This is a genomic window from Pseudarthrobacter sp. NamB4 (assembly GCF_005796185.1).
Classification (GTDB): domain Bacteria; phylum Actinomycetota; class Actinomycetes; order Actinomycetales; family Micrococcaceae; genus Arthrobacter.
The window spans coordinates 34674-58807 of record NZ_VAHM01000008.1 but is presented as its reverse complement, the minus strand read 5'-3'; the positions used below and the strand labels follow the sequence as shown (position 1 = coordinate 58807).

Sequence of the window (24134 nt, the reverse complement as noted above, 5' to 3'; positions counted from 1 at the left end):
CCGACGCTCTCCCCCGAGATTCCGCCGCTTCAGGCCCCTCCCGCGAGCTTCCCTCATTCCATGACCGGCAGCAGGACGGCAGGATCAGACCACCGTCCGGGGGCAGCACGCGCGGGTTAAGAAAAAGCAGGGCCGGTCAGCTGAACTGACCGGCCCTGCTCAAAATTCGAAACCCATGGGCCCCGGATTCTCTAAGGAATTAGAGAGCCTGGATGTTGGTGGCCTGGGGACCCTTGGGGCCCTGCTCGGTGTCGAAGGAAACCTTCTGGTTCTCTTCGAGGGAGCGGAAGCCGTTGGAGTTGATCGCGGAGTAGTGCGCGAAAACGTCCTGTGAAGAGTCATCGGGGGAAATGAAGCCGAAGCCCTTTTCAGCGTTAAACCATTTGACGGTACCAGTAGCCATTATTTTTGTCCTTCGTGAAGGTGGAGGGAAAGTTCCGACTTTCGGGCCCTCCGGCGTGAGATGTTCAAACCGCTACTTCAGAAGAACGCGGACTTTCGACCGCGCGTACTGCCTGAACTACCAACTGCATAAACACAACAACGGGTTCCACACTACAGGAGATTCGAGGCGACATTTACCACAGGCAAGTCTTGCGGCTGATTCGTGCTGGCGCCGTGGCCCAAACGCCGGAATCTGCCCGGGCACCTCGCCGCTCAGCAGCGGGGCGGGCCGGCGGGAACGCTTGACGGCGTAATTGGCAAGGGGCTAGAAAAGTAAGCAGCCTTATTATTTCCCCTGAACCCGCGAAAGGAGGAATGGCGATGACTGACAAGCCCGGCAACCAGACACCGGATACCCCTGACGTGAGTGAAACGGAGCTGCGCAAGATGAAAGTGGACGAGCTCCGCCAGGAGGCCAGGGAGGAAAAGATCGCCGGGGCTTCGGGCATGCGCAAGGAGGAGTTGGTAAGGGAGGTTGCCAGTGCCCGATCCCACGACGATGGGGGCGGCCAGGACGTTCTTCCGGCTGGAAAACCCGGAACGCGAAGACGCCTGAGGGCATCGCGTGCGTGCAGTGGAGGCTCCTGATAAAAAACTTTTACAAATACACCCATCCGGAATGCAGTAAGGGCCGAATCGCTGTCATAACCCTTTGGGTTGGCAGGTAAAACGCTGATTCATAAAACACATACCGCATTCAGGAGATCACCATGGCAACACACACCAGTACCGGAATGGCCACCCGCACCAACGTTCAAAAGGCGTCCCTGGCGGTGGGCGCAGTGTTCCTGCTGGTCGGCATCCTGGGCTTCATTCCGGGGATCACCGGCAACTTCGACCAGCTGCACTTCGCCGGCCACCACTCTGAGGCAATGCTCCTGGGCCTGTTCCAGGTCTCGGCGCTGCACAACATTGTCCACCTGCTCTTCGGCGTGGCCGGCATCGCCCTCGCCAAGACAGCAGGCGGCGCCCGCTCGTTCCTCCTCTACGGCGGGATCATCTACCTGGTCCTGTTCGTTTACGGCCTGGTCATCCCCCAGGATTCCGCCGGCAACTTCGTGCCGCTAAACGGCTACGACAACATCCTGCACCTGCTGCTGGGCGTCGGAATGGTCGCCCTGGCACTGGTCCTCACGCGGGGCCACAAGGCACGCGCGTAAGGCTTTCCCCGTTCAAAAAAGCGCTTGATCGGAACAAGGCGATGGGCCCGGCTTTCAGCTTCTGCTGCGGCCGGGCCCATCGCTCGTTAACCGGATAATTCAGTCCCGCCGGTTACCGTCCTGCCGCGCAGCCCTGCCTGACCCTCGGGTTGGCGGCCGCCTCCAGTACGCCCGTTCCCGGGTCACGCACCGGAGCAGGTACAGCAGCTGCCACTGGTCCTGCTGGTCCCCTCCGGGGGATCCGAGGGCGGCCACCGCCTGCCCGTCCTTCAGCACCAGTGTGGGTGTCAGGGTGGTGCGCGGCCGCCTGCCCGGGGTCAGCGTGGACGGGGCGCCCTCCTCCAGCCAGGTCATCTGCAGCCTCGAGCCCAGGCACAATCCCAGCTCGGGGATGGCCGGGGATGACTGCAGCCAGCCCCCGGAAGGAGTCGCCGAGACCATGTTTCCCCACCGGTCCACCACGTCAATAGGGCAGGTGTCCCCGCGGGTCACCCCGGTGGGCCTGACCGTCGGCTCACCCACGCCGGCAAAGGCACCGTCACCGCTCCCGGCGGTTGACGGCGGGACGTACTCCGTGCGCTGCGGCGGCACGAAGGGCTCGTGGCCGGGACCTTGCCAGGCCGGAACGCGTGCGAGGCAAGCTCGCCGATCAGCTGCCGGCGCTCGGCCCCATACTCCGGGCTGAGCAGGTAATCCAGGGGCACAGAGGCATCGCCGTAATATGCCTCGCGGTCGGCGATGGCGAGCTTCTGCGCCTCCAAAATGGTGTGTGCGCCGAGCGCGGTGGACGGGTCCAGGTACTCGTCGTCGAACCCGTCCAGGATGGCGAGCGTCTGGAGCAGCGCGGGCCCCTGGCCCCAGGGACCCGTCTTGGCGATGGTGTGGCCGCGGAACTCCAAGGTGGCAGCGGGCTCATAGCCGGCCGAGAAACCGGTGAAGTCAACTTCCGTCATGACGCCTGCATGATCGGTTCCTGAAGAATGGCGGTGCGGTTCCGCGAGGAACGCGACAGCTGCCTTGGCCACGGAACCCTCACGCCACTCACGCCGTGCCGCGTCAATCCGCGCTTCGCGTGTGCCTGCTTCCCCTGCAGCTGAATCTCCCGCGGCGACCAGCCGATGGAGGACGTCGGCGTACCCCTGGTTCGTCACGATGTCTCCGCCTGCCGGAACTTTACCGTCGGGCATCCAGAGGGCGGCCGACATCGGCCAATGCTCTTTGAACAGGCCGCTACGGAAGCGATGGTGCTGCCCACGCGCTCCAGGACAGGGTGTCCATGGCGGGCGTATCCGACGGCAAAGGAAAGTACATCCGCCAACTCCCACGTTCCGTGGTCCCGCAGCAGGAGCAGCCAGGCGTCGACGGCGGCAGGGACGGCGGCGGCGAGCGCACCGGCTCCGGGCACCAGTTCCAGCCCTTCGGCCAGGTAATGCTCCCGGCTTGCCCCGGCCGGGGCAGGGCCCTGCCCCATCAGCACCACGGGCTCCGAGGGCTGTCCGGCCGTGACGAAAACGCCAGTCATGTCGCCCGCCCGGCCCGTTCAGGTGCGGCTCGACGACATGCAGGACAAAGGCACCGGCGACGACGGCGTCGAAGGCGTTCCCGCCCCGCTCCAGCACCGCCTGCGCCGAGGCGGTGGCGAGCCAGTGGGTGGAAGCGGTCATGCCGAACGTGCCCTGCAGGGTGGGGCGGGTGGTGAACCTCTGTGCCGGTGTGTAGGCCACCGTCACACCCTCGCGTAAGAGGGCCAGTGATGGCAATCACCTGCCCGGCAGGCGCTTGCCCGGCGGAGGCGGCGCCTAGTGCTGCCGGCAGCCCACGGCCTCGCACGCGTTCACGCGGCCCTCGTCCCAGAAAGTGCCAGTGCCTTTTATCTTGTCCGCGGATGATTCGATTTTTGCCCGAACGGAGGTGTTCGAGGTCCCGGCAGACGTGCTCCACGTGAGCGCGGCAACGGCGGCGACCACCGGTGAGGCCATCGATGTGCCGCTGGCGATGTCATAGCCCTTGGACCGGTTGTTCTGGGTGCCTATAACAAACTCATGGTTGGGGAAGGTCGAGTAGACATCCACACCGGGAGCGGCCACATCCACCCATTCACCGTAGGTGGAGAAATGCGCCTTTGCATCGTTGTTGTCAGTTGCGGCCACCGCAATGACCTTCTTATAGGCCGCCGGGTACATGGGCGCCTCAGTGCCGGCGTTGCCGGCTGCGGCCACGATCACCACGCCCTTCTTCCACGCATTGTCCACCGCCGCTTCGAGGGTCCGGGAGGAAACGCGCTGCCCCAAACTCATGTTGATGACCTTGGCGTCATTGTCCACTGCCCACTCAATGGCCTTGACGATGGCCGAGCTGGAGGCGATTCCCCTGTCATTGAGCACCTTGGCGTCAAGGATGGTGCAGCCCGGGCAGACACCAGCCACACCCTCGGCATCATGCTCGGCGGCAACGATCCCGGCCACATGGGTGCCATGACCGTACTGGTCGTAATCCTCGGGATGATCGGGACGGATGGCCGTGTCACTGAAGTTCTCCCGTGCCACCACCTTGGCGGAAATGTCCTCGTGGTTGATTGCCACGCCTGAATCGATGATCGCAACCCTGATGCCGTTGCCGGTGGTGACGCCCCATGCTTCGACGGCGTCCACATCAGCATCCTTGGTGCCCGCGGGAACAGTGACGGTGTTGGCCGTATTGGTAAACGACTGTCCCTCGTTCTGCAGGGCGTACTGCCGGGGAAAGAACTTGTCATGCGTGGTGGCCGTAACCACCTGGTCCGGCTCAGCGTATTCAACTGCGGGGTTCCGGCTCAACGCCTCAATGAACTGATGTTCTTTACCGGCCGGAACTTTGATCTGCTGGGTGCCCGTGCTGCCCATGCTTGCTCCCTGGCTGAGTCCGTGCTGCGGCAGGACCTGGGCTGCCGCGCCGTTATCGCGGAACTTAACCAGGATGCTTCCGGGGAGATGGGACGGGTCATGTGCCGCGCTGCTCACGTCTGCCGTATTGACTGTGCTGAACGCCATCATTGCCGCTGCGAAACCAGCCAGGAAGATCTTTCTCATGGGGGTCATATTGCTCCAACAAACAGCGGCTGGATAGGGGAAATGGGCACATACTTTTTGGCAGCGTTAGGGGTTCGTTCTGGAGCCGTCCGCGTCCCCGGACAGGACGACGCGCCCACCGGCCACCAGCGGAAAGGCCCCAAATGGACTGCTGCCGGTCGCGTGTGAGAACTTCACAAGTTTTGTGTGCTGCGCGCCACAGTGTCCACCCGCCGTGTGCAGCACCCGATCGCATCACCCACAACGCTCTTTATGGAGGGAACCCACACTTATGAGCGATGTCTTGTCAGCCATCAATGACGTGATCTGGAGCGACTGGCTTGTCTATCTCTGCCTCGCAACCGGCGTCTATTTCTCCGTCCGCACCCGCTTCCTGCAGGTGCGGCACGTCAAGGGAATGCTCGATCAATTAGTCCAGGGCGAAAAGTCCGCCTCCGGCGTCTCGTCATTCCAGGCTCTGGCCATGTCCCTGTCCGGCCGCGTCGGCACCGGCAACGTCGCCGGCGTCGCCACTGCAATCGCCTTCGGCGGTCCGGGCGCCCTGTTCTGGATGTGGGCCGTCGCCTTCCTGGGCGCGTCCACGTCCTTCATCGAGTCAACCCTCGGCCAGATCTACAAGACCCGCGACCCGCTGACCGGCGAGTACCGCGGCGGCCCGGCCTACTACTTCTCCCGCGCCTTCGCCCATACCAGGGGCGCCGGCTTCTTCAAGGTCTACGGCTACGTCTTCGCGGCCGTGACCGTCCTTGCCTGCGGCGTTCTCATGCCGGGTGTCCAAACCAATTCCATGGCCACCGCGATCAGCGGCGCATGGACCATCGAGCCCTGGATTGTTGCCGTCGGCTCGGTCATCCTCCTGGCACTTGTGGTCATGGGCGGCGTGAAGCGCATCGCCAGCGTCGCGGCGTTCGTCGTGCCGTTTATGGCCGCCGGCTACATCATCCTCGCCCTGATCGTCGTCGTCATTAACGCCGCCCAGCTACCGGTGATCCTCTCGCTGGTGTTCCGCAGCGCCTTCGGCATGGATTCCGCCCTCGGCGCCATCATCGGCCTTGCCGTGATGTGGGGGGTCAAGCGCGGCGTGTACTCGAACGAGGCCGGCCAGGGAACCGGCCCCCACGCCGCGGCCGCCGCCGAAGTTTCACACCCGGCCAAGCAAGGCCTCGTCCAGGCCTTCGCGGTTTACATCGACACGCTGTTCGTGTGCTCGGCCACCGGCTTCCTGATCCTCTCCACCGGCGCCTACCGCGTCTTCTCCGGCGGCAGCGAAGACGGTGCAATCCTCGCCGAAGGCGGTCTGCTGTCCGCCTCGGCCGTCGTCGGGCCGCAGTATGTGCAGGCCGGATTCGACTCCGTTTTCCCCGGCGTCGGCGCCGCCTTTATCGCTGTCACGCTGGTCTTCTTCTGCCTGACCACGGTCATCGCCTACTACTACATGGCCGAGACCAATCTTCGCTTCCTCCTGGGCAACTCGTCGGCCAAGATGATTCCCGGCCTCCGCACCAGCCTCGGCCGCGCCACCACCATCGCCCTTCAGGTGGCCATCCTCGTCGCCGCTGCTTACGGTTGCGTGAACACCGCCGCCGATGCATGGGTGATGGGCGATATCGGCGTCGGGCTGATGGCCTGGCTGAACATCGTGGGCATCCTGATCCTGCAGAAGCCCGCTTTCAAGGCGCTGAAGGATTTTGAGCGGCAGCAGAAGCTCGGCCTCGACCCCGTCTTCGACCCGCAGCCTCTCGGGATCGCAGGTGCCACCTTCTGGGAGTCCTACAAGAAGGCGGACCTCGAGAAGGAGTCTGCTCGCGTCTAGCAGCCGAGCCTCCTGCACCGGTTCCAGTGCGCCGTGCCGTCCATTCGGCACGGCGCACTGCCGTTTCCCGCGGCCCCCGGGGTGGAGAGTGCGCTCGACTCCACCGCGGTGTGGACACAACGATCACCAGGGAGGCGCGGCACACGCTTATTTGGACAAAATACAATACTTTTGGCGCTGCAGCCGCCGTTCTTGTTCCGAATGTTGATACTTTTTGATTGCCGTTCCGCAATGTGCGGGCGGGGGGACCCAGCATTCGGATTGAAAGGCTTCACCTATGAGCACACCTCAGTACCAGCCGCAGTACCAGGGCTACCAGCACCCCAACATGCCGGCCAAGACCAACACGCTGGCGATCATCGCGCTGATCTCGTCCTTTTTCATCAGCCTGCTCGGCGTCATCCTGGGTCACATCGCGCTGAACCAGATCAAGACAACCGGCGAGGGCGGACGCGGCCTGGCCATTGCCGCGCTGGTCATCGGTTACGTGTCGATGGCACTGGCCGTCATCCTGATCATCATTATGTTCACCACGGCCGCCGCCTACCAGGGCTGACCACGCTGCAAAAAGGCCCTCTGCCCGGAGATTCCGGGCAGAGGGCCTTTTTGTAACGGCGCACCGGAGGCGTCACTGCGGCAGCGCACCGGCGAGGTGTTCGAGCAGAAACATGCGAGCGCACGCCGGGCGGTCGAGATGGCAGGGCAGCCGTCGGCGGCTGAGGGCGCGCGGACCCTCGTCTAACCGGGGGTACGCCCGATAAAATGGGCCATGGTGCTCTTCCCCATCATCGGGCTCCTCCTCTGGATCGCATTTCTTGCTGGTGTCATGCTCATCTGCGGCACCATCTGGGCTTTGGGCAAGACGGTCTGGTGGTCCCTGGATCTCCCGGACAAGCTCGACAACTCGCAGGCCGTCAGATCCAGGGCGCAGACACCCCCGCCGCCGCTACGGCCCCAGCCGCACAAGGCTCCGGTCCCGGAACGCCCCGGGCCGCCGCCAAAAGCTCCCCCGCCTCCTGTCCGGCCTGACTCCTACGACTCGTCCGACATCTGGCCCAAATGGACTCCCGCCCACAGGCAGTACAAAGCCCGGGAACTGGCCATCTGGCAGGAGCAGTTCGACGCCCTGAAGTCCCGCGAGTAAGTCCTGGCCGCGCGCGCCAGGTGCAACCGTGCGAAGGGTGCACGGATTCAGTCATAGGGCCAGCAAGCAAGGCTGGAACGACGACAGCGGGACTACCTCCCGTCGTCGTCTTTGGTGAGCGCCGGGGAACGGCAGCCGCTCCCGCGACGTCAGGTTGGTTCAATTCGAAGCCTGAAACTCCGGGCGCGCGCCCCGGTCAGGGATCGAGCCGCCGGCGCAGCAGGCAGAACTCGTTGCCCTCGGGGTGGGCGAGGACGTGCCACTGCTCGTCGCCTGTCTGTCCCACCTCCCCGAGGACGCCGCACCAGAACCCCGCCAAGAGTTCCGGATCGGCTCCAGTTCAGGACCAGTTCGCTGATACGGGAGACCATGGAGCCCAATGTACGGAGGCCCTGGCCCAAGAGTCAGCAGACGCACGCTTGTCCAACAAACGCATCAGACCTTGCATTAGGCTGGAATCCCCCGGAAAAACCGACAAAAGAGCGAGGCATAACGTGCACCAGGACGCCGCCCGGTTCCTGTCCCAGCCGGTGGCCGCCCAACCCGGCGCACCCCTGCGCGTCGCGGTGTACTCCCGGATCGCCGAAGCCATCCGCAACGGCCTCCTCACCCCCGGCTCCATGATCCCCACCGAAACCGAACTCGGCACCGACATGAAAGTCAGCCGCACCGTGGTCCGCGAAGCCCTCATGCTGCTCGAGGAGGACGGGCTCATCAGGGCGCGGCGCGGCGTGGGACGCTTCGTCTCGGACACACTCCCCCGCATCGGCATCGAACGCATCCAACCCTTCGAGGAAGTCCTCGGCACCCCCGGACAGCAGGCGGAGGTCAAACGCACCCAGGTGGTCCGGCAGGCAGCCTCCGAATTCGTCGCCCCCGGCATCGGCGTCGAGCCCGGCACCGACTGCTGGCTCTGGGAATCAGTCCTGATCCGCGACGGCGAGGCCATCGCCCACCTGCAGGAAAACGTCACCGCCCAACCCGTCAGCTTCGGCAAGAGCCCCGCCGCGCCCCTTGAGATTAACGACGACGGCGGCACCACCTTGCTTGCCGCACTCAACAAACAGCTGGGCAGGCTGCCCGGGCCGGGCGAGTGCCAGATCAGCCTCAGCCAGGTGGGTCCCAGCCGGGCGAAGCTGCTGGACCTGCGCCCGTCCGACCCGGTGCTGGTCCTTACCCAGTACGTCCGGAACGGCAACCGGCCCTTCTACCTCGCCAAGTGCCTCGTCTCTGCCCGCGCCGGGCACCTCTCGGTGGTGCAGCAGTTCCAGTCCTGATTCGGGCTGTGTCTAAGGGCGTACACAACCGACGGCGTCGCAGGCGTTCACGCGGCCGTGCGCCCAGTAGGTCTGCTGGCCGTTGATCTTCTCTGCCGTTGATTCGACCTTCGCACGCACCGAAGTAGATGTGGCAGCGGGGTTGGTACTCCAGACAAGCGCGGCAGTGGCGGCGACCATTGCTGAGGACATTGAGGTTCCGTTGCCGACGTCATACCCCTGCGAGCGCTTGTTCTGTGTCCCCAGGACGAACGTGTGGTTCGGGAAGGTGGAGTAGACGTTGGCTCCGGGCGCGGCGACGTCCACCCAGCCGGCCCCATAGGTTGAAAATGACGCTTTGGCATCGTTGTTGTCGGTGGCACCGACGGCGATGACGTTCGGGTAGGCGCCCGGGTAGATCTTGGTCTGGTTGCCGCCGTTACCCGCTGCGGCAACCAGCACAGCGCCCTTGTTCCATGCGTTGTTCACAGCAGTTTCCAGAGTGCGTGACGCCCGGACTCCGAGGCTTATGTTGATCACCTTGGCACCGTTGTCCATGGCCCAGTTGATGGCGTCCGCAACGCCTGAACTGGATCCGACCCCGCTGTCGTTCAGGACTTTGCCGTCCAGGATGATGCAGCCCGGGCACGTGCCCGCCACGCCGCGGGTGTTGTTGGCTGTGGCGGCAACGATGCCGGACACGTGCGTGCCGTGGCCATAATTGTCGTCCCCGGTTTCCCCGTTGGTGAAGTTAGCGTGAGCTGCCACCTTCGGGAAAATGTCGGGGTTGTCGTTGGCTACGCCGGAATCGAGCACTGCAACCTTGACGCCTGCTCCGGTGGTGGCGCTCCACGCTTCCACCGCGTCCACGTCAGCATCGGCCTTGCCGCCGGCTACCGTCAGCGTGCCCTCGGTGTTCGTGAAGGATTGCCCGGTATTTTGCAGCGCGTACTGTCGGGGAAAGTATTCGTCATCGGACGCGGCTGTCACAACATGGTCCGGCTCGGCGTATTCGACTGCGGGGTTTCGGCCTAACGCATCAATAAGTTGCACTTCCTTGCCTGCCGGGACCTTGATGAGGTGCGCGCCGGTGCTGCCGATACTTGGACCTTCGCTAAGCCCATGCTGGCGCAGCACGTTCGGCGCTGCGCCAGCATCCCGGAACTTGACCATGATCTGCCCCACGACGTGCGACGGATCCGGTGCCGCATTGCCCGCCACTGTCGGGTTGACCAAGCCAAACGCCATGGATGCGGCTGCGAAACCAGCCAAAAGGATCTTTTTCATGGCGCCATCTTGCTCCAACCCCCACCGAATAGCTATGACTTGGTGATCGTCAACGAGCGTGATTACGCCCTGATCCCGGCACTCGCCTCGGCCAAGCTGGTGGCAGTGACGTACGGCGGGGGCGGCTCGGCGATCTTCGAGCACGGCCGGAAGGTGGCTGTGGTCCCCTCAATTCCGGTGCCGGTGGTCAACACGATCGGCGCGGGCGGGCGATGCCTTGCGCAACGCTGGTGCTGGGCCTGCGTGGCGGACTGGACTGTGCCAAGGCACTGGCCGTGGCAAACGTGGTGGGCGGGGACGCGGCGTGCGACCCCTCGTCCCAGCCGGAATTGGCACAGCTGGGCCACTACGTCGAGCGGCCTGCTGCCACCTCCCTCTGGCAGGAGCAGTTCGACGCGCTGGACTCCCCCCGATAGCCAAATAACGACGACGGCGGACTGCCTGCTTTGGTGCCCGCCGCCCCGCCGGCGCCTGTCATCGAAAGTCGGCACTGCTTTCCTTCGCGACCTCCAGCAGGGTGGTCTGGAAAGCAATCTCCGCCGCAGCGCGGACCCTGTCATGCCGGTGCGCCAGCAATACGCGGCGGGAGGGGGCGGTGGAACCCAGGGAGACGATACTGACGCCAGGGTGTTTGTTCACCACAGCGGTCCGCGGGGCAAGGGCAATGCCCAATCCAACACTCACCATGGCCTGGGCTTCCTGGTAGTCGTTGGCATGGAATGAGATGCGGGGTGAAAAGCCTGCGGCCTGGGCGCTGCGGTGCAGCACCTCCACCACGGGATGTTCCTCTTCCCGGACAATCCACTCCTCGTTGGCCAGGTCTGCCATGTCCACCTGCTTGCGGCGGGCAAGCCTGTGGTCCCTGCCCACAATCAGGGCGGTGGCATCTTCGAAGACCGTGGTGAGGGCGAAATTCTCGGGGCTGATCCGGTTCCACTCGTAATCCCAGAGCAGGGACATCCCCACCTGCCCGTTTTCCAGCATCTCGATTAAGTCGTTGAAGCGGCTGCTGCGCACGTGCAGGTCTATTGCCGGGTACTGGGCTTTGAACCTGCTGATCACCAACGGGAGGAATGATCCACCCAGTGTGGGAAAAGTCCCCATGGTCAGGCTTCCCCGGTTGAGGCCTGCGATCTCGGCCAGGTCTGCTTCGGCCGCTGCCATCTGGCGGAGGATCCTCCGGGTGTGGGCCGTAAGGACGTGCCCAGCATCGGTGGGCACCATCCCCCGGGCCGTGCGCTGCAGGAGCGGCTGCCCCACTTCAGCCTCGAGCCTTCGGAGCTGCTGCGAAACGCCCGACGGTGAATAGACGTGCTTGTCCGCCGCGGCCGTGATCGAACCCAGTTCCACCACATCCAGCAGCAGTTCCAGCCTTCTGACGTTCAGCACAGCCCTTGCCTCCTTGAAGCTTTCCTTAATACCCCCTCACAATTCTATGCATTCGCTTCATGAGTCTTGCCATCATGCAGGGTGTCCAAGGGCTACCCCAGCCTTCCCCCGTTCCAGGCCGCTGCTCCGACCCTGAAACTCGGCCTCTGTTTGAAGTAAAAGTGCATAGACCTGCATTTTTTGGCGTTTGTAATTCATATAGGACCGGCGTCACACTGGGTTATCCGAGGCGGCCAGTGACCCCCGATGAGGCCCCGGGAAAGGTGTTGAAGCAATCATGTTAAAGATCCCTGCCACGTGGATGCGTGGAGGAACCAGCAAGTGCTGGGTCTTCGAATGGGACAGCCTGCAGGTCCCCGGCAAGACCGTGGATGAGGTTCTCCTGCGTCTGTTCGGCAGCCCGGACAACCGCCAGATCGACGGCGTCGGCGGTGGCACGTCCACCACCAGCAAAGCCGTCATTCTTTCCCGCTCCATCTCGGACGAAGCGGACGTGGATTACACCTTCGCCCAAGTGGGTATCGAGGAGCAGCGCGTGGACTGGGGCAGCAACTGCGGAAACTGTTCAGCCGTCGTCGCGCCCTATGCCATCCAGCGCGGCTGGGTGACCGCCGGCCAGGACAGCACTGCCGTACGGGCGTTGAATACCAACACTGACCAGCTCATCCTGCAGAAGGTGGCCACTCCCGGCGGCGCACTGGCCGACTCCGGGGACCAGATGATCCCCGGCGTTCCCTTCCCCGGTTTGGCGGTCGGAATGGGCTTTTTCAACCCCGCCGGCAAGACCACGGGCAAGCTCTTCCCCACCGGGGACCCGATGGACAAGATGACCTTTGACGGACGCCAGGTGCCCGCCACCCTGATCGACGCCGGTGCGCCGGTGATCGTCCTCGAGGCTGAAGCTGTTGGCCTGACCGGGCACGAGACGGCTGCGGAGATCGACAGCCGGGCAGACCTGCTGGTGCACCTTGACGACGTGCGCCGGGACGCCGCCGTTCGCATGGGCCTGGCCGAAAGCCGGGCGGACGCCGAACGTGCCATCCCCAAGCTGGCACTGGTGGCCAAGGCGGATGATGATGACGAGGCCGACGTGGTGGTCCGGATGCTCTCCATGGGCCGGCTGCACCCAGCCCTGGCCATCACCGGCAGTGTTGCCCTGACCATGGCCGCCCAGCACGAAGGAACGGTGGTGGCCGACCTGATCACCGGCGACGTCGCCTCCGGAGTAAACCTGCGGACGCCGGCGGGCCTGGTCCAGACCTGGTCCGAGACCCGGGACGGAACCCCGGTTGTCGGCGCCCTGCGAAGTGCGCGGCGGCTGGCCGACGCAGAACTCCTGCTGCCGGACGTCTGGTAGCGCCACCCCGAAGCATGCCGCTTCCGTGACCCCTGTTCACCGGAACGGCACAAACGAAGGACACCTCAATGACGAGTCAAAAGTCTGCCCTGGAACCTCCCTTGGGCTTAGACGAAACAGCGGCTTCCGAATTGCCTGAGCCGCCGCAACACAGCCGCCGGACCGTGCTGGGAGCCGTCGCTTCCTTCGCCGTCCTCGGCCTGGCAACCACCGTCCTGGGCGAAGGGCTCCTCAATCCGCCGTCCAGCACCGAAGACGGGAACTTCAGCGGTGAAACCCTTGAATTCCTGATTCCCCTGGCCTCAGGCGGCGGCACCGACACCTGGGCGCGCTTCATCGGCACCGAGCTGACCAACTACATCCCTGGCCGTCCCGGCTTCGCTCCCGTCAACGAACCCGGTGGCGAGGGTATCTCGGGCACCAACAAGTTCGCCCGCTCCGCGAAAACCGACGGCACAGAAATCCTGGTGGGAACCGCGTCCACGGTGGTTCCGTGGGTATTGGGACGCTCCGCGGTGAAGTACTCGTTTGAGGACCTGAAACCCGTGGTGGTCAACGGCACCGGCGGGGTCATTTACGCCCGCACCGAAGCCGGCGTCAAGGGAATCGGCGACCTCGTTAACAGGGACAAGCCGCTCGAATTCGGCGGGATCAGCGCCACCGGCCTGGACATCACCACCCTCGTGGCCTTCGACCTGCTCGAGGCTGATGTGACGTCCACCTTCGGCTTCGAAGGGCGCGGCCCGGTCAACCTGGCACTCCAGCGCGGCGAAATCGACCTGGACTACCAGACCACATCGGCCTACGGCTCCGCCGTCGAAGGCATCGCCAAGGAAGGCAAAGCCACCGTCCTGATGTCCTTCGGGCAGCTGGACGACTCAGGGGAAGTAGTCCGGGACCCGAACTTCCCCGAGGTCCCCACCGTTGCCGAGGCCTACGAGCAACTGCACGGCAAGAAGCCGTCCGGCGAGAAGTTCGAGGCCTACAAGACGCTGCTCGGGCTGACCTACACCTACCAGAAAGGCCTCTGGGTCCCGCAGGAGACGGCCGAGAAAGCCGTGACGCTGCTGCGTGAATCAAGCGAAAAGCTCGGTGCCGACAAGGAATTTCAAACCAAGGCCGCCAAAGTCCTCGGCGGTTACCCCCTCGTAGCGGACGCCGACATGGCCGACCGTGTCCGGGATGCCTACACCGTCAGCAGCTCCGTCAGGTCCTACGTGAAGGAACTGCTCGAGAGCAAATACAACATCCACGTTGAATAAGGACCATCATGCTTGACTCCGCTATGGCAGCGCTGGCATCACTCGCTGACCCGTCCCTGCTCCTCATGCTCCTGATCGGCACCGTCGCCGGGCTGGTCATGGGCCTCATCCCCGGCCTTGGCGGCACCGGCGCCGTCGCGATCCTGCTGCCGATTACTTTCGGCATGGAACCGCCCCAGGCCCTGGCGCTCCTCATCGGTGCCCTCGCCGTCGTCCATACCTCAGACACGGTCTCGGCCGTCCTGCTCGGCGCCCCCGGTTCAGCCTCGGCGAGCGTAACAATGCTGGATGGATACGCCATGGCCAAAAAAGGCAAGGCAGCCAGGGCTCTAACCCTTGCCTTCCTGTCCTCCATGGCCGGCGGCATCATCGGCGCCATCGGCCTGACGCTCGCCATCCCGCTGGCCCGCCCCCTCGTGCTGTCCTTCGCAAGCCCCGAACTGTTTATGCTGACAGTCCTCGGCGTCGCCCTTGCCGCCGTCCTCTCCCGCGGCAACATCATCAAGGGCGTTTCTGCGGGCCTGCTCGGCCTGGTCCTCGGCATGGTGGGAACCTCCCCCACCACGGCTGAAGAACGATTTACCTTCGGCAGCCTGTTCCTCGGCGACGGCCTCTCGCTCGTTGCCGTGGCGCTGGGCATCTTTGGCCTGGCCGAAATCGCGTCCCGCGCCAGCCAGCGGCGCGGCCAAAAGGAGAACATCACGCTCGGCGGCGGCTGGGGCCAAGGCATCCGTGAATGGCTGTCCCATTGGACCCAGGTGATCCGCGGCGCACTCATCGGCATCTGGGCAGGCGTCCTGCCCGGCGTCGGCGCCACCGCCGGAACCTGGCTGGCCTATGGACAGGCAGTGGCAACCGCCAAGGACAAGCGCAAATTTGGCAAGGGCGACCCCCGCGGCATCGTGGGCCCCGAAAGCGCCAACAACTCCGTGGAAGCCGGCGACCTCATCCCCACCCTCCTGTTCGGCATCCCCGGCGGTGTCCCCTCGGCCATGCTCCTGGGAATGCTGCTCACCTACGGCATCCAGCCGGGCCCCTCCATCATCACCGAACATCTTGATTTGATGTACCTGATTGTGTGGTCCTTCGCGATCGCTTCGATCCTCGGCGCCCTGTTCTGCTTCCTCAGCGTCAAGCAGCTCGCCAAGCTCACCAAGGTCCCGTTCGCCGTCCTGGCCGCAGGCCTGGTCGCCGTGATGCTGCTCGGCTCCTTCCAGGAAGGCGGCCAGCTGGGGGACCTTTGGGTCATGATCATCCTGGGCGTCTTCGGCTGGCTCCTGAAGTCCACCGGATTCCCCCGGGCCCCGTTCCTGATCGGCTTCGTCCTGGCCATCCCGCTGGAGCGCTACTACTTCCTGACCGACAGCCTCTACAACGGGCTGGACTGGATGGCCCGCCCCGGCGTGCTGGTCTTCCTCGCCATCCTGGTCCTGCCCATCCTCTGGGCCTTCATCAAGTTCATCCGCGCCCGCAGGAACACCAACCTCGACGACGGGCACCGCAACGAGCGCCCGGAAGACGACGAGAGCCCGCTGAAGAACTCTGTATGGTCCCTGACCGCCGCCGGAATCTTCGCCGTCGCATTTGCCGCCGCACTGATCTCCTCGGCATCGTTCTCACCGGAGGCACGCCTTGTGCCCCAGCTGGTGAGCATCGGCGGACTGGTCTTCTCCGGGATCCTGCTCTTTACCGAGATCCGGACACGGCTCCGGGCCAGGACAGCCTCAACCGGGTGGACGCTCGATGCCGGCTTCGCGATGAAGACCTTCCTGTGGATGACAGCCTTCCTCGCCCTCACCGCAGCTTTCGGCTACCTCATCGCCGTGACGGTCTTCATCCCGGCGTTCCTGCTCATCGTGGCCAGGGCGCGGCTCAAGGTGGCCATCATCTACACCGCCGCGCTGTACGTCGTGCTTCTCGCGCTCCCGTCGCTGCTGCCCATCGATTTGCCGCAGGGCTGGCTGAACACCCTTGTCTAGGCAGTCCGCGGCCTCCCCCAAAAACCACCGAAAACACCGGAACCACCGCACCCACCGGATCCACAGGAAAGAAGCAACGCCATGACGGTTCTCGTCGCCTACGTCCCCTCGCCTGAGGGCCGCGAAGCCCTGACCCAGGGCATCACCGAGGCAGTCCTTCGGACCTCGGACCTCCTGATCGTGAATGTCGGCCGCGGCCACCACGGCCTGGAGCCAGCCGAAATGCAGGACATTGAAGACCAGCTCCGGGCAGCCGGGCGCGAACTGGCCATCGAGTCCTCCATCCTCGCGGACCCCGGTGACGCGGTGATCCAGATCGCGCAGGACCGGAACGTGGACATGATCGTCGTCGGCCTGCGGCATCGCTCCATGGTGGGGAAACTCATCCTGGGAAGCACCGTGCAGCGCATCCTGCTGGACGCCACCTGCCCGGTCCTCGCAGTCCGCCCGGACAGGCTCAACTAGCCATCCGGCTCAACCAACCACCCGGCGGGGCCTGCACTGGTCCCCCCTGTGGCTGCCGGCCACCGCCGGCAGGCGTGTCCAAAACCCTGCATTCCATCGCAACAGGAACCCCGAAGGACGGGCGCGGGAAAGGGCCACGCAGAAGAAGGAGGCAGGGAACCCCAAGGTTCCCTGCCTCCTCCCCAACATCCGTTTAAGCAGTCAGCAGTCAAAGGAACGAACATGTCCACCCGCCCGACCCATCCGGGTTCAGCCAGGAAGGCTGCCCGCCCCGAGCCGGTTCCGAACTGGTGCACGTTGTCCAGAGCAGACCAGATCGAAATTAAGCAGCAGGGCCGGACCATTGCCAGCGGCCGCATCGACATCCTCGCGCTTGACGGCAGCATGCTGTGGATCCACCGGGACACCGGCCACGGCCGTGCCCTTTTCCTGCGCAGCGACGGCGTCACGGTTTACCGGCGCCCGAAAACCGGCGCCACCACCTGAACCCCCGAGGAAAACAATGACAAAAACAGCACAACACACCGCAGCCCCTGAGGCCGGGACCACGGAGCAATCTGCCCCGCGCAGTCCGCGCCGCCGTATCCTACTCATTGCGGTGGCCGCTTTTGTGATTCTGAGTCTGGCCGCCCTCGTGCTGGGAGGGAGCCTCTTCAACCCGGCGGCCGCCACAACCTCGGAGCCGACTTTGACTGCCACCCAGATCATCCCGCTCGTGATCCTCGTCCTGATGTTCATCATCGCCACGAAGTGGCCCCTGAACATCGGCGTCATGGGCCTGGTGGCATCCTTCGGCGTTGGCTATTTCATGCTCGGAATGACCGACCGCGAGATCCTCGCAGATTTCCCCGCCACCATCGTGCTGACCATCATCGGTGTTACCTACTTCTTCAGCATGGCCCAGCGGAACGGCACCATCGACATCATCGTCCAGACCTGTGTCCGCCTTGTTAGGGGCAAAACCATGGTGCTGCCCTGGGTTTTCTTCCTGCTGGCCGCCGCACTGACGTCGCTGGGCACCTTCTCGCCGGCCGCCGTCGCGCTCCTCGCCCCGGCTGCCATCGGCTTCGCCTACGAATCCCGCATCCACCCCGTGGTGATGGGTGCCTTCATTATCAACGGAGCCCATGCCGGTGGATTCTCCCCGCTGTCCGTGGCCGGCGTGCTGGTCCACAACATCGCCGAGGAGAACGGTTTTCCCATCTCCCAGGGCGGGCTCTTCATCGCCAGCTTCGCCGTCAACTTCATCCTGTCCGTCCTCACCATCGCCGTCTTCGCCCTGCTGGGGCGGCTGCACGAGGGTGGAACCGGACAGGCCATCGACCTGGATACTTCGAAGACCACCCGTCCCCACGGCCAGCAAATCCTGACCCTGGTGCTGATTCTGGTGATGCTTGTCTGCACCCTTGGCTTCCGCATGCCGATCGGCTTCGTTGCCCTCTCCGCGGGCCTGCTGCTGGCGCTGATCAACATCAAAGAGCACCAGAGCTTCATCGGCGGCATCTCCTGGTCCACAGTCCTGCTGGTGGCGGGCATGATCACCTACGTCTCACTGCTCCAGCACGTGGGCGTCATCGACACACTCGCCGAACAGGCCCTGGCCCTCGGAGCTCCGCTGCTCATCGCGCTCGTCCTCTGCTACGTGATCGGCGTCGGTTCGGCCTTCGCCTCGTCCACTGCGCTGCTCACCGCTTTTATCCCGCTGGCCGGGCCGCTCCTGGCCACCAGCAGCCTCAGCGCCTCCGGAACCGTAGCCGCCCTGGCCATCGCCGCGACCGTCGTCGACGTTTCCCCCTTCTCCACCGACGGCGCGCTGGTTGTAGCCAACACGCCGGAAGATGACAGGCAGCGCGTCTACCGGCAGCTCATGATCTACGCCGGCGCCATTGTCCTGGCCGCCCCCATTCTGGCCTGGGCGCTGCTGGTGCCCACCGGCATCATGTAGGGCTCCCCCTTTTTATCCTGCAGGGTTGAGGGAGGCACGACGGCGGGCGGCGGCTTGGGTGCCGCCGCCCGCCGTCAGACTTTAAGGACTCTGGACAGGACTTCCCGCTGCAGCTCCCCCGCTGGCAGGGACCGCCGACGGTATAATTTTCCCAGGCAAGGCTTGGGTTTAAGAGGCGTGGACAATGGCTGGTTCGCTCCCGACCGCCTCGGGTCGGATCTTCATCAGTTACCGGCGGGAAGAGACCGCGTACCCGGCCGGCTGGTTATACGACCGGCTGGCAGACCGCTACGGCGGTGGCCAGGTTTTCAAGGACGTCGACTCCATCCAGTTGGGGGATGACTTCGTCGAGGCGATCACCCGGGCAGTGGGCTCCTGCGACGTGGTGCTGGTGCTGATCGGTGATAAGTGGACAACGATCTCCGATGAGCACGGCCGGCGCCGGCTCGACGACCCTGACGATTTTGTGCGCCTGGAGGTCCAGGCCGCTTTGACCCGCAACGTCAGGGTGATCCCGATCCTGGTGGACGGGGCCAGGATGCCGCGCGCCGATGAGCTGCCCGAAAGCCTGGCCAAGCTGGTGCGCCGCCAGGCCCTGGAGTTCAGCCCGGCGCGCTTCGAATTTGATACCAGCCGGCTGTTCAAAGTTCTGGACGGGACCCTCGCTGAGTTGCGACGGACACAGGAGGACAGCGGCGTGCAGCCGACGACGGCGGAGGAGGCGCAGGCTGCGCCGGCGGCCGCGGGAGAAGGTAGGAAGGCGCCAGGGCAGCGCGGGCGATTTTCGCCGCGGACCCTGCTCGTGGGAGGAATTGGCGCCGTCGCCGTTTTGATCCTGCTGGCCGTCCTCGTCGTTGCCAACCTCCAAAGGGGACCTTCACCGACCGCTGACCCTGCTGACGGGCAGGCTCCCGTCCAGGCAACGGGCGGTATCGACGTCGACGGCACTCCCGTCACCAGCGAAGACGGACTCCGGCTGACCGGACTGCAGGCCACGAGCCGGCGTGATCCTGATCCTCCCCGCGTCGGGGACACGGTCACGGTGAGCTACGCCTTGACGAACATCACGGAGCAGCCCCTGCGGCTGGAGTACACATTTGTCGGGGCCCGCGATGAGGCAGGGGAACACCACGACGCCGAGGACATGAACGAAGGACGGGTCCTCGCACCCGGTGACACCGTCAACGCCCAGGGCCGGGTCCTGCTTAACAGTCCCGGTACATGGGAAATGTGGCCCTGTTACGTGCTGACCGACGAACGCTTCTGCCCGGATAAGTGGCAGGTCTTCTTTGTCCTGGCTGAGTAGCCAGCGTGAACGGAGGGGGAAGCCCATGGTGCGCCGCGAGGATGGCCCAAGACCGGCACAGCCCGTCGCGGCCGTGGTTCCGCCTGCCACTGAAGATCCCACATGGGACCGGCTGGAGGACCAGATCAGCTGGTATGACCGCAAGAGCAGCGACGCCCAGCGCCGGTACAAGTGGCTCAAGCTGCTGGAACTCGCGGTCGCCGCGGCGCTGCCGGTTGTTGCCGGTGTAGGAAGCCCAGCTCTGGTAACTGGCATACTGGCCGCCGTCATCGTCGTCCTGGAGGGCGCCCAGCACCTCTACCAGTTCCAGGAACGCTGGATCACGTACCGTTCCACCGCCGAGGCACTCAAGCACGAACGGTACCTGTACCTGGCCAAGGCCGGACCCTATCTGCGTGCGGACCGTCACCAGCAGCTGGCCGAGCGGATCGAGGGCCTGATCTCCCAGGAGCACGCCAAATGGACCAGCAGCCAGCAACAGGCCCCGAGCCGCTCGGAAGCCGGGTAGCTGCTGATCCCCGGGGCTAGAGGCAGGCGGGCTGTTAGGCGGGGTCGACCGGGCCGGAGGGTTTGCCCAGGGCATGGGCCACGATCTGGTGCACTACGGGATCATTTGGTGTCTGGTCGGGTTTGAAGACATCTGCCAGGCACTCGTCTTGGACAGTGATGTTGGTGACGTGCCGGGCCGGTCCTGCCAGGAACTGGCTGGTGTACGGAATGCCCCTGGTCCAAGGGCGGTTCGACGAGCGCGCAGAATTTTGTGGCCGCCTGTCACTTCCCTGGCCTGTTTGGCCCGCTTGGCCCTGCAAAGGTTTTGGCAAGAAGGAAGCCCCGCTCAGTCCCATTCATGGTGCAGGCCGAGTGTCCCGTCTCTCTGCTCAAGCCGGTCGTCGCAATGAAGTTCGGGTCGCCTGGTGACAGCAAAGTGCCCCGGAATGCTGTATTCCGGGGGGGCACTTTGGGATGGGGGAGCTAACCCATGACAAGGTTGAGGATAAACAACAGCGGGATGGATCCGGCCCACACAGCCGTGGTGATGCCCGACCAGCCGCGAAGCGCTGCAGTGCCTTCGAGCCCGGTGAACCGGGTGACCACCCAGAAGTAGGAGTCGTTGAAGTAGCTCAGGATCATGGATCCGGCGGTGCAGGCCATGGCGGCCACCAGCGGGTCGATGCCGAGGGTGCCCACCAGCGGAGCTGTGACGGAGGCGGCGGTGATCATGGCCACGGTGCCGGAGCCCTGGGCCAGCCGGACCAGGGTTGCCACGAGGAAGGGCACCAGGAAGGCCGGCAGAGCTGTGGCGGCGATGGCTTCAGCCAGTGCGTCGCCGACGCCCGAGCTCCGGAGCACCTGTCCCAAGGCGCCGCCTGCACCGGTGATCAGCAGGATGAGGCCTGCGGAAGCAGCTGCTTCGGCAAACCAGTGCTGAACCCTGCCGCGCGGAGTCCACCGCGGCAGCAGCACGTAGACGGCAAGCAGTACGCCGATGATCAGGGCGATCACCGGGTTGCCGATGAAGGCGAAGGGAACAACCCAGGCGGACGGCACGTATTCGCCGCCGACGACTCCCTGTGCGTTCTGGTCGATGGCGCCCGTCACGGTGTTCAGCACGATCAGCAGCAGCGGGACCACGAGGGGCAGGGAGGCGAGGAATGCGCCGACGCGGTGCGGCTTGGCGCCCTCGGGCGGGGTGCCCAGATCCAGCTGGGGATCGGCGGGAAGGTCACTCTGCGCGTGGTCGTCGATGTCGTCGTCGGCGGCGATTCCCGTGCCGCCGTGCTGGGATCCTTCCGCGGCACCGACCAGGGCAGCACGGCCGTAAACCGCTTCGCGGACCTCCTCGGTGATGGAGTTTTCGAGCTTGGGTCCCATCCACTTGGCGTAGCCCACGGCAATGGGGAGGAGGAGCACGGTGAACACCAGGCCCGTGAGGATGACCGCGCCCAGGTCCGTCCCGAGCAGGCCGGTCACGGCCAGCGGACCGGGCGTCGGCGGCACCAGGTGGTGCGTCAGCGTCATGCCGACACCGAGCGCCAGGGCCAGTGTCACGTAGCCGGCGCGCTTAACCCGCGCGATGGAGCGGGCCAGCGGGTTCATGATCACGTAGCCGGAGTCGCAGAACACCGGGATGGACACCAGGGCACCGACGGTGCCCATCGCCCAGGGTTCCCTGCCCTTGCCGAAGAGCCGCAGGAAGGCGAGGGCCAGCGCGTTGGCAGCGCCGGACACTTCCAGGATCTTGCCGATGGCCACGCCCAGGCCGATGACGATGCCGATCGAGGCAAGGGTGTTGCCGAAGCCTGTGGTGATTGCTTTGACGATGTCGAGGGGGCTTTGGCCAGCCACGAGGCCGGTCACCAAAGCGGCAATGAGCAAAGCGACGAATGCGTCGAGCCGGGTGCGAAGTACGAGCACGACGATGGTCGCGATGCCCAATACCAGCGCAAGCAGTAGTTGTATATCCACGTTGATGTACTCCTTGGGGACAAGAGTCCGGGCGCGTTGCCCGGCTGCTCCTCGAAGGGTGCCAGTGCCTTTTTGGAATTGACTCCATCGAGTGACGAGTGCCACACTATCGGGACATAAGACATCTGACAAGCCAAGGAAGGAGAGATGCCGGTGAGCCGCCAGACACTCGCGGATTCCGTGTTCGTTGATTTGTTGGAACGCATTCTCTCCGGAGACATCCCGCCGCAGGCGTCACTGCCCGCGGAGGCAGAGCTGGCAAAGACTGCCGATGTAAGCCGGCTAACGGTGCGCGAGGCACTGAAGACACTGCAGGCCCAAAACATCGTGACGGTGCGGCGTGGCCTGGGTACCTTCGTGAATCCTCCCGACGAGTGGACGGGGCTGGAAGCCATCCTCCGTGCAGCAGCCCGCGGCACCGGGATTGACGAGGCAGCGCTGAAGCTTCTCGAGGTCCGCCGCATCATGGAAACGGGGGCTGCGGAATTAGCGGCCCGCCATGCCACACCTCAGCATTTTGCGGCCATGGAAAAGGCGATTTCAGACTTGGCGGCGGCCCACGAAGCCGGCGACCTGGACGCCGTGACCCTGGCGGACCTGGCCTTCCACAACGTGGTGTTTAGGGCGTCGGCGAACCCGTTCCTCCCGGCTCTGCTGGGCCAGCTGGGCCACCTGCTCTACACCACCCGCCGGGAAACATCGGCGTTCCCCGAAGTCCAGCGCCATGCCATTGAGCACCACAGGCTGGTACTGGCCGCGATAGCCACGGGCGAACCGGATAAGGCCCGCAAGGCCATGGACGAGCACATCAACCAGACCTACGACGACTACGCGCGGTTTATCAAAGCACGGAAATCCAACACAGGAGTTGAAACAGCATGACCGAGACCACTTTCCCCGCAGCACGCACCGCAGTTCTGACCGGTGCAGCTTCAGAGCGCGGCATCGGACGCGCAACAGCAGACCGGCTGGCCCGTGAGGGATGGAACATCGCCATCCTGGACATCGACGGTGAAGCCGCGGCCGTGGCTGCCAAGGAAATCGGGGACAAGCACGGGGTGCAGGCTCTGGGCCTTCAGACGGATGTATCGGACGAGGAGTCCATTGATGCTGCCATCAGCAGGGTGGAAGCCGAACTGCCTCCCATCGTTGCCCTGGCGAACATCGCCGGCATCAGCTCACCGCGGCCCTTCATGGAGGAAACCAAGGAAGGCTGGGAGCGGGTCTTCGCGATCAACATGACCGGGACCTTCCTGGTGACCCAGCGCGTCCTTGGGGGCATGATTGACCGGAAACTTGGCCGGGTTGTCAGCATTTCGTCCATCTCCGCCCAGCGTGGCGGTGGCACCTACTCCAAGGTCGCCTACAGCTCGGCGAAGGCCGGCATCATCGGGTTCACCCGGGCACTGGCCCGGGAAATGGGCGAACACGGAATCACCGTCAACTGCATCGCGCCGGGCCCCGTCGACACCGACATCATGGGCGGCACCCTGACGGAAGAGCGGAAGAAGGAGATGTCCAAGGACATCATGGTGGGCCGGGTGGGAACAGTGAAAGAAATGGCGGCTTTGATGACCTTCCTTATGGGCGAGGACGCCGGCTTCATCACCGCCGCAACGTACGACATCAACGGCGGACTGCAGGTTTCCTAAAGCGGTTCGGGTCCGCCCGGTTTCGGCTGGGATCAGTCCCTCCGGAAAAGTACGACGGCGGTGCGGCCGGCATGTCTGCTGGCCGCACCGCCCGTGAGAGAGCGTCACGGGGAAACCGGCGTTAAGTGAGAGAGCGTCACC

At 64.6% G+C, this 24134-nt stretch carries 22 protein-coding genes and 1 pseudogene; 17 read left to right on the top strand and 6 right to left on the bottom strand.

Translation table 11 applies throughout. The annotated features are described in order from the left end of the window. Positions 1-199: 199 nt before the first annotated feature. Positions 200-403, bottom strand: coding sequence for a cold-shock protein (locus FDW81_RS09460; protein WP_009372930.1), 204 nt, complete (start codon positions 401-403; stop codon positions 200-202). Between the two features lie 362 nt (positions 404-765). Between FDW81_RS09460 and FDW81_RS09455 the strand changes: the two genes are divergently transcribed. Then, on the top strand, positions 766-1032 hold the full coding sequence (locus tag FDW81_RS09455; RefSeq protein ID WP_138133931.1) for a Rho termination factor N-terminal domain-containing protein: 267 nt from the start codon (positions 766-768) through the stop codon (positions 1030-1032). A gap of 122 nt (positions 1033-1154) precedes the next feature. Continuing rightward, on the top strand, positions 1155-1604 hold the full coding sequence (locus FDW81_RS09450; protein WP_138133930.1) for a DUF4383 domain-containing protein: 450 nt from the start codon (positions 1155-1157) through the stop codon (positions 1602-1604). A gap of 183 nt (positions 1605-1787) precedes the next feature. Here the strand turns inward: FDW81_RS09450 and FDW81_RS09445 are convergent. Further along, a pseudogene (locus FDW81_RS09445) lies at positions 1788-3268 on the bottom strand (gamma-glutamyltransferase family protein); the annotation flags it as partial. A gap of 135 nt (positions 3269-3403) precedes the next feature. Further along, positions 3404-4672: a S8 family serine peptidase gene (locus FDW81_RS09440; RefSeq protein ID WP_138133929.1), complete on the bottom strand. Its 1269-nt coding sequence runs from the start codon at positions 4670-4672 to the stop codon at positions 3404-3406. A 271-nt stretch (positions 4673-4943) separates the two neighbouring features. Between FDW81_RS09440 and FDW81_RS09435 the strand changes: the two genes are divergently transcribed. The 4 genes from FDW81_RS09435 to FDW81_RS09415 all read left to right on the top strand — a co-directional run bounded on the left by FDW81_RS09435 (position 4944) and on the right by FDW81_RS09415 (position 8906). Then, the gene (locus tag FDW81_RS09435; protein WP_138133928.1) at positions 4944-6485 is read left to right on the top strand and encodes a sodium:alanine symporter family protein; all 1542 of its coding nucleotides are present in this window, start codon (positions 4944-4946) and stop codon (positions 6483-6485) included. Positions 6486-6762: 277 nt separating this feature from the next. Beyond that, positions 6763-7041: a DUF4190 domain-containing protein gene (locus FDW81_RS09430; RefSeq protein ID WP_138133927.1), complete on the top strand. Its 279-nt coding sequence runs from the start codon at positions 6763-6765 to the stop codon at positions 7039-7041. Between the two features lie 213 nt (positions 7042-7254). Next, positions 7255-7629, top strand: coding sequence for a hypothetical protein (locus FDW81_RS18110; protein WP_171027158.1), 375 nt, complete (start codon positions 7255-7257; stop codon positions 7627-7629). 494 nt (positions 7630-8123) lie between these two features. After that, positions 8124-8906 carry a GntR family transcriptional regulator gene (locus FDW81_RS09415; RefSeq protein WP_138133926.1) on the top strand — a complete coding sequence of 261 codons (783 nt, stop codon included), beginning with the start codon at positions 8124-8126 and terminating at the stop codon, positions 8904-8906. A 12-nt stretch (positions 8907-8918) separates the two neighbouring features. On the opposite strand, the gene FDW81_RS09410 is transcribed toward FDW81_RS09415, so the two are convergent. Continuing rightward, positions 8919-10172, bottom strand: a complete 1254-nt coding sequence (locus FDW81_RS09410; protein ID WP_138133925.1) for a S8 family serine peptidase — start codon at positions 10170-10172, stop codon at positions 8919-8921. Between the two features lie 212 nt (positions 10173-10384). Between FDW81_RS09410 and FDW81_RS09405 the strand changes: the two genes are divergently transcribed. Then, positions 10385-10588 carry a hypothetical protein gene (locus tag FDW81_RS09405; RefSeq protein ID WP_138133924.1) on the top strand — a complete coding sequence of 68 codons (204 nt, stop codon included), beginning with the start codon at positions 10385-10387 and terminating at the stop codon, positions 10586-10588. Positions 10589-10646: 58 nt separating this feature from the next. Here the strand turns inward: FDW81_RS09405 and FDW81_RS09400 are convergent, their stop codons facing one another. Then, a complete protein-coding gene (locus FDW81_RS09400; RefSeq protein WP_138133923.1) occupies positions 10647-11561 on the bottom strand; it encodes a LysR family transcriptional regulator in 915 nt (304 codons plus the stop codon). A 277-nt stretch (positions 11562-11838) separates the two neighbouring features. Here FDW81_RS09400 and FDW81_RS09395 point away from each other — a divergent pair, with 277 nt between their 5' ends. From FDW81_RS09395 to FDW81_RS09360, 8 genes are all read left to right on the top strand, one after another. Continuing rightward, positions 11839-12918 (top strand): PrpF domain-containing protein, encoded by a 1080-nt coding sequence (locus tag FDW81_RS09395; protein ID WP_138133922.1) that lies wholly within the window; start codon positions 11839-11841, stop codon positions 12916-12918. Positions 12919-12986: 68 nt separating this feature from the next. Further along, positions 12987-14180, top strand: a complete 1194-nt coding sequence (locus FDW81_RS09390; protein ID WP_138133921.1) for a hypothetical protein — start codon at positions 12987-12989, stop codon at positions 14178-14180. Between the two features lie 8 nt (positions 14181-14188). Then, positions 14189-16159, top strand: coding sequence for a tripartite tricarboxylate transporter permease (locus FDW81_RS09385; RefSeq protein ID WP_138133920.1), 1971 nt, complete (start codon positions 14189-14191; stop codon positions 16157-16159). A gap of 81 nt (positions 16160-16240) precedes the next feature. Further along, a complete protein-coding gene (locus tag FDW81_RS09380; protein WP_138133919.1) occupies positions 16241-16624 on the top strand; it encodes a universal stress protein in 384 nt (127 codons plus the stop codon). 222 nt (positions 16625-16846) lie between these two features. Continuing rightward, positions 16847-17110 carry a hypothetical protein gene (locus FDW81_RS09375; protein WP_138133918.1) on the top strand — a complete coding sequence of 88 codons (264 nt, stop codon included), beginning with the start codon at positions 16847-16849 and terminating at the stop codon, positions 17108-17110. A gap of 16 nt (positions 17111-17126) precedes the next feature. Further along, the gene (locus tag FDW81_RS09370) at positions 17127-18569 is read left to right on the top strand and encodes an SLC13 family permease (RefSeq protein WP_138133917.1); all 1443 of its coding nucleotides are present in this window, start codon (positions 17127-17129) and stop codon (positions 18567-18569) included. Positions 18570-18753: 184 nt separating this feature from the next. Then, positions 18754-19875: a toll/interleukin-1 receptor domain-containing protein gene (locus FDW81_RS09365; RefSeq protein WP_138133916.1), complete on the top strand. Its 1122-nt coding sequence runs from the start codon at positions 18754-18756 to the stop codon at positions 19873-19875. Between the two features lie 25 nt (positions 19876-19900). Beyond that, positions 19901-20383, top strand: a complete 483-nt coding sequence (locus FDW81_RS09360) for a DUF4231 domain-containing protein (RefSeq protein WP_138133915.1) — start codon at positions 19901-19903, stop codon at positions 20381-20383. Positions 20384-20847: 464 nt separating this feature from the next. Here FDW81_RS09360 and FDW81_RS09350 read toward each other — a convergent pair whose 3' ends face one another. Further along, positions 20848-22341 carry a GntP family permease gene (locus tag FDW81_RS09350; protein WP_171027157.1) on the bottom strand — a complete coding sequence of 498 codons (1494 nt, stop codon included), beginning with the start codon at positions 22339-22341 and terminating at the stop codon, positions 20848-20850. Positions 22342-22488: 147 nt separating this feature from the next. On the opposite strand from FDW81_RS09350, the gene FDW81_RS09345 reads away from it, so the two are divergent. Then, positions 22489-23223: a FadR/GntR family transcriptional regulator gene (locus FDW81_RS09345; protein WP_370278891.1), complete on the top strand. Its 735-nt coding sequence runs from the start codon at positions 22489-22491 to the stop codon at positions 23221-23223. Continuing rightward, positions 23220-23993, top strand: coding sequence for an SDR family NAD(P)-dependent oxidoreductase (locus FDW81_RS09340; RefSeq protein ID WP_138133913.1), 774 nt, complete (start codon positions 23220-23222; stop codon positions 23991-23993). Before FDW81_RS09345 ends, FDW81_RS09340 begins: the two co-directional genes overlap by 4 nt. The last annotated feature ends 141 nt before the right edge of the window (positions 23994-24134 follow it).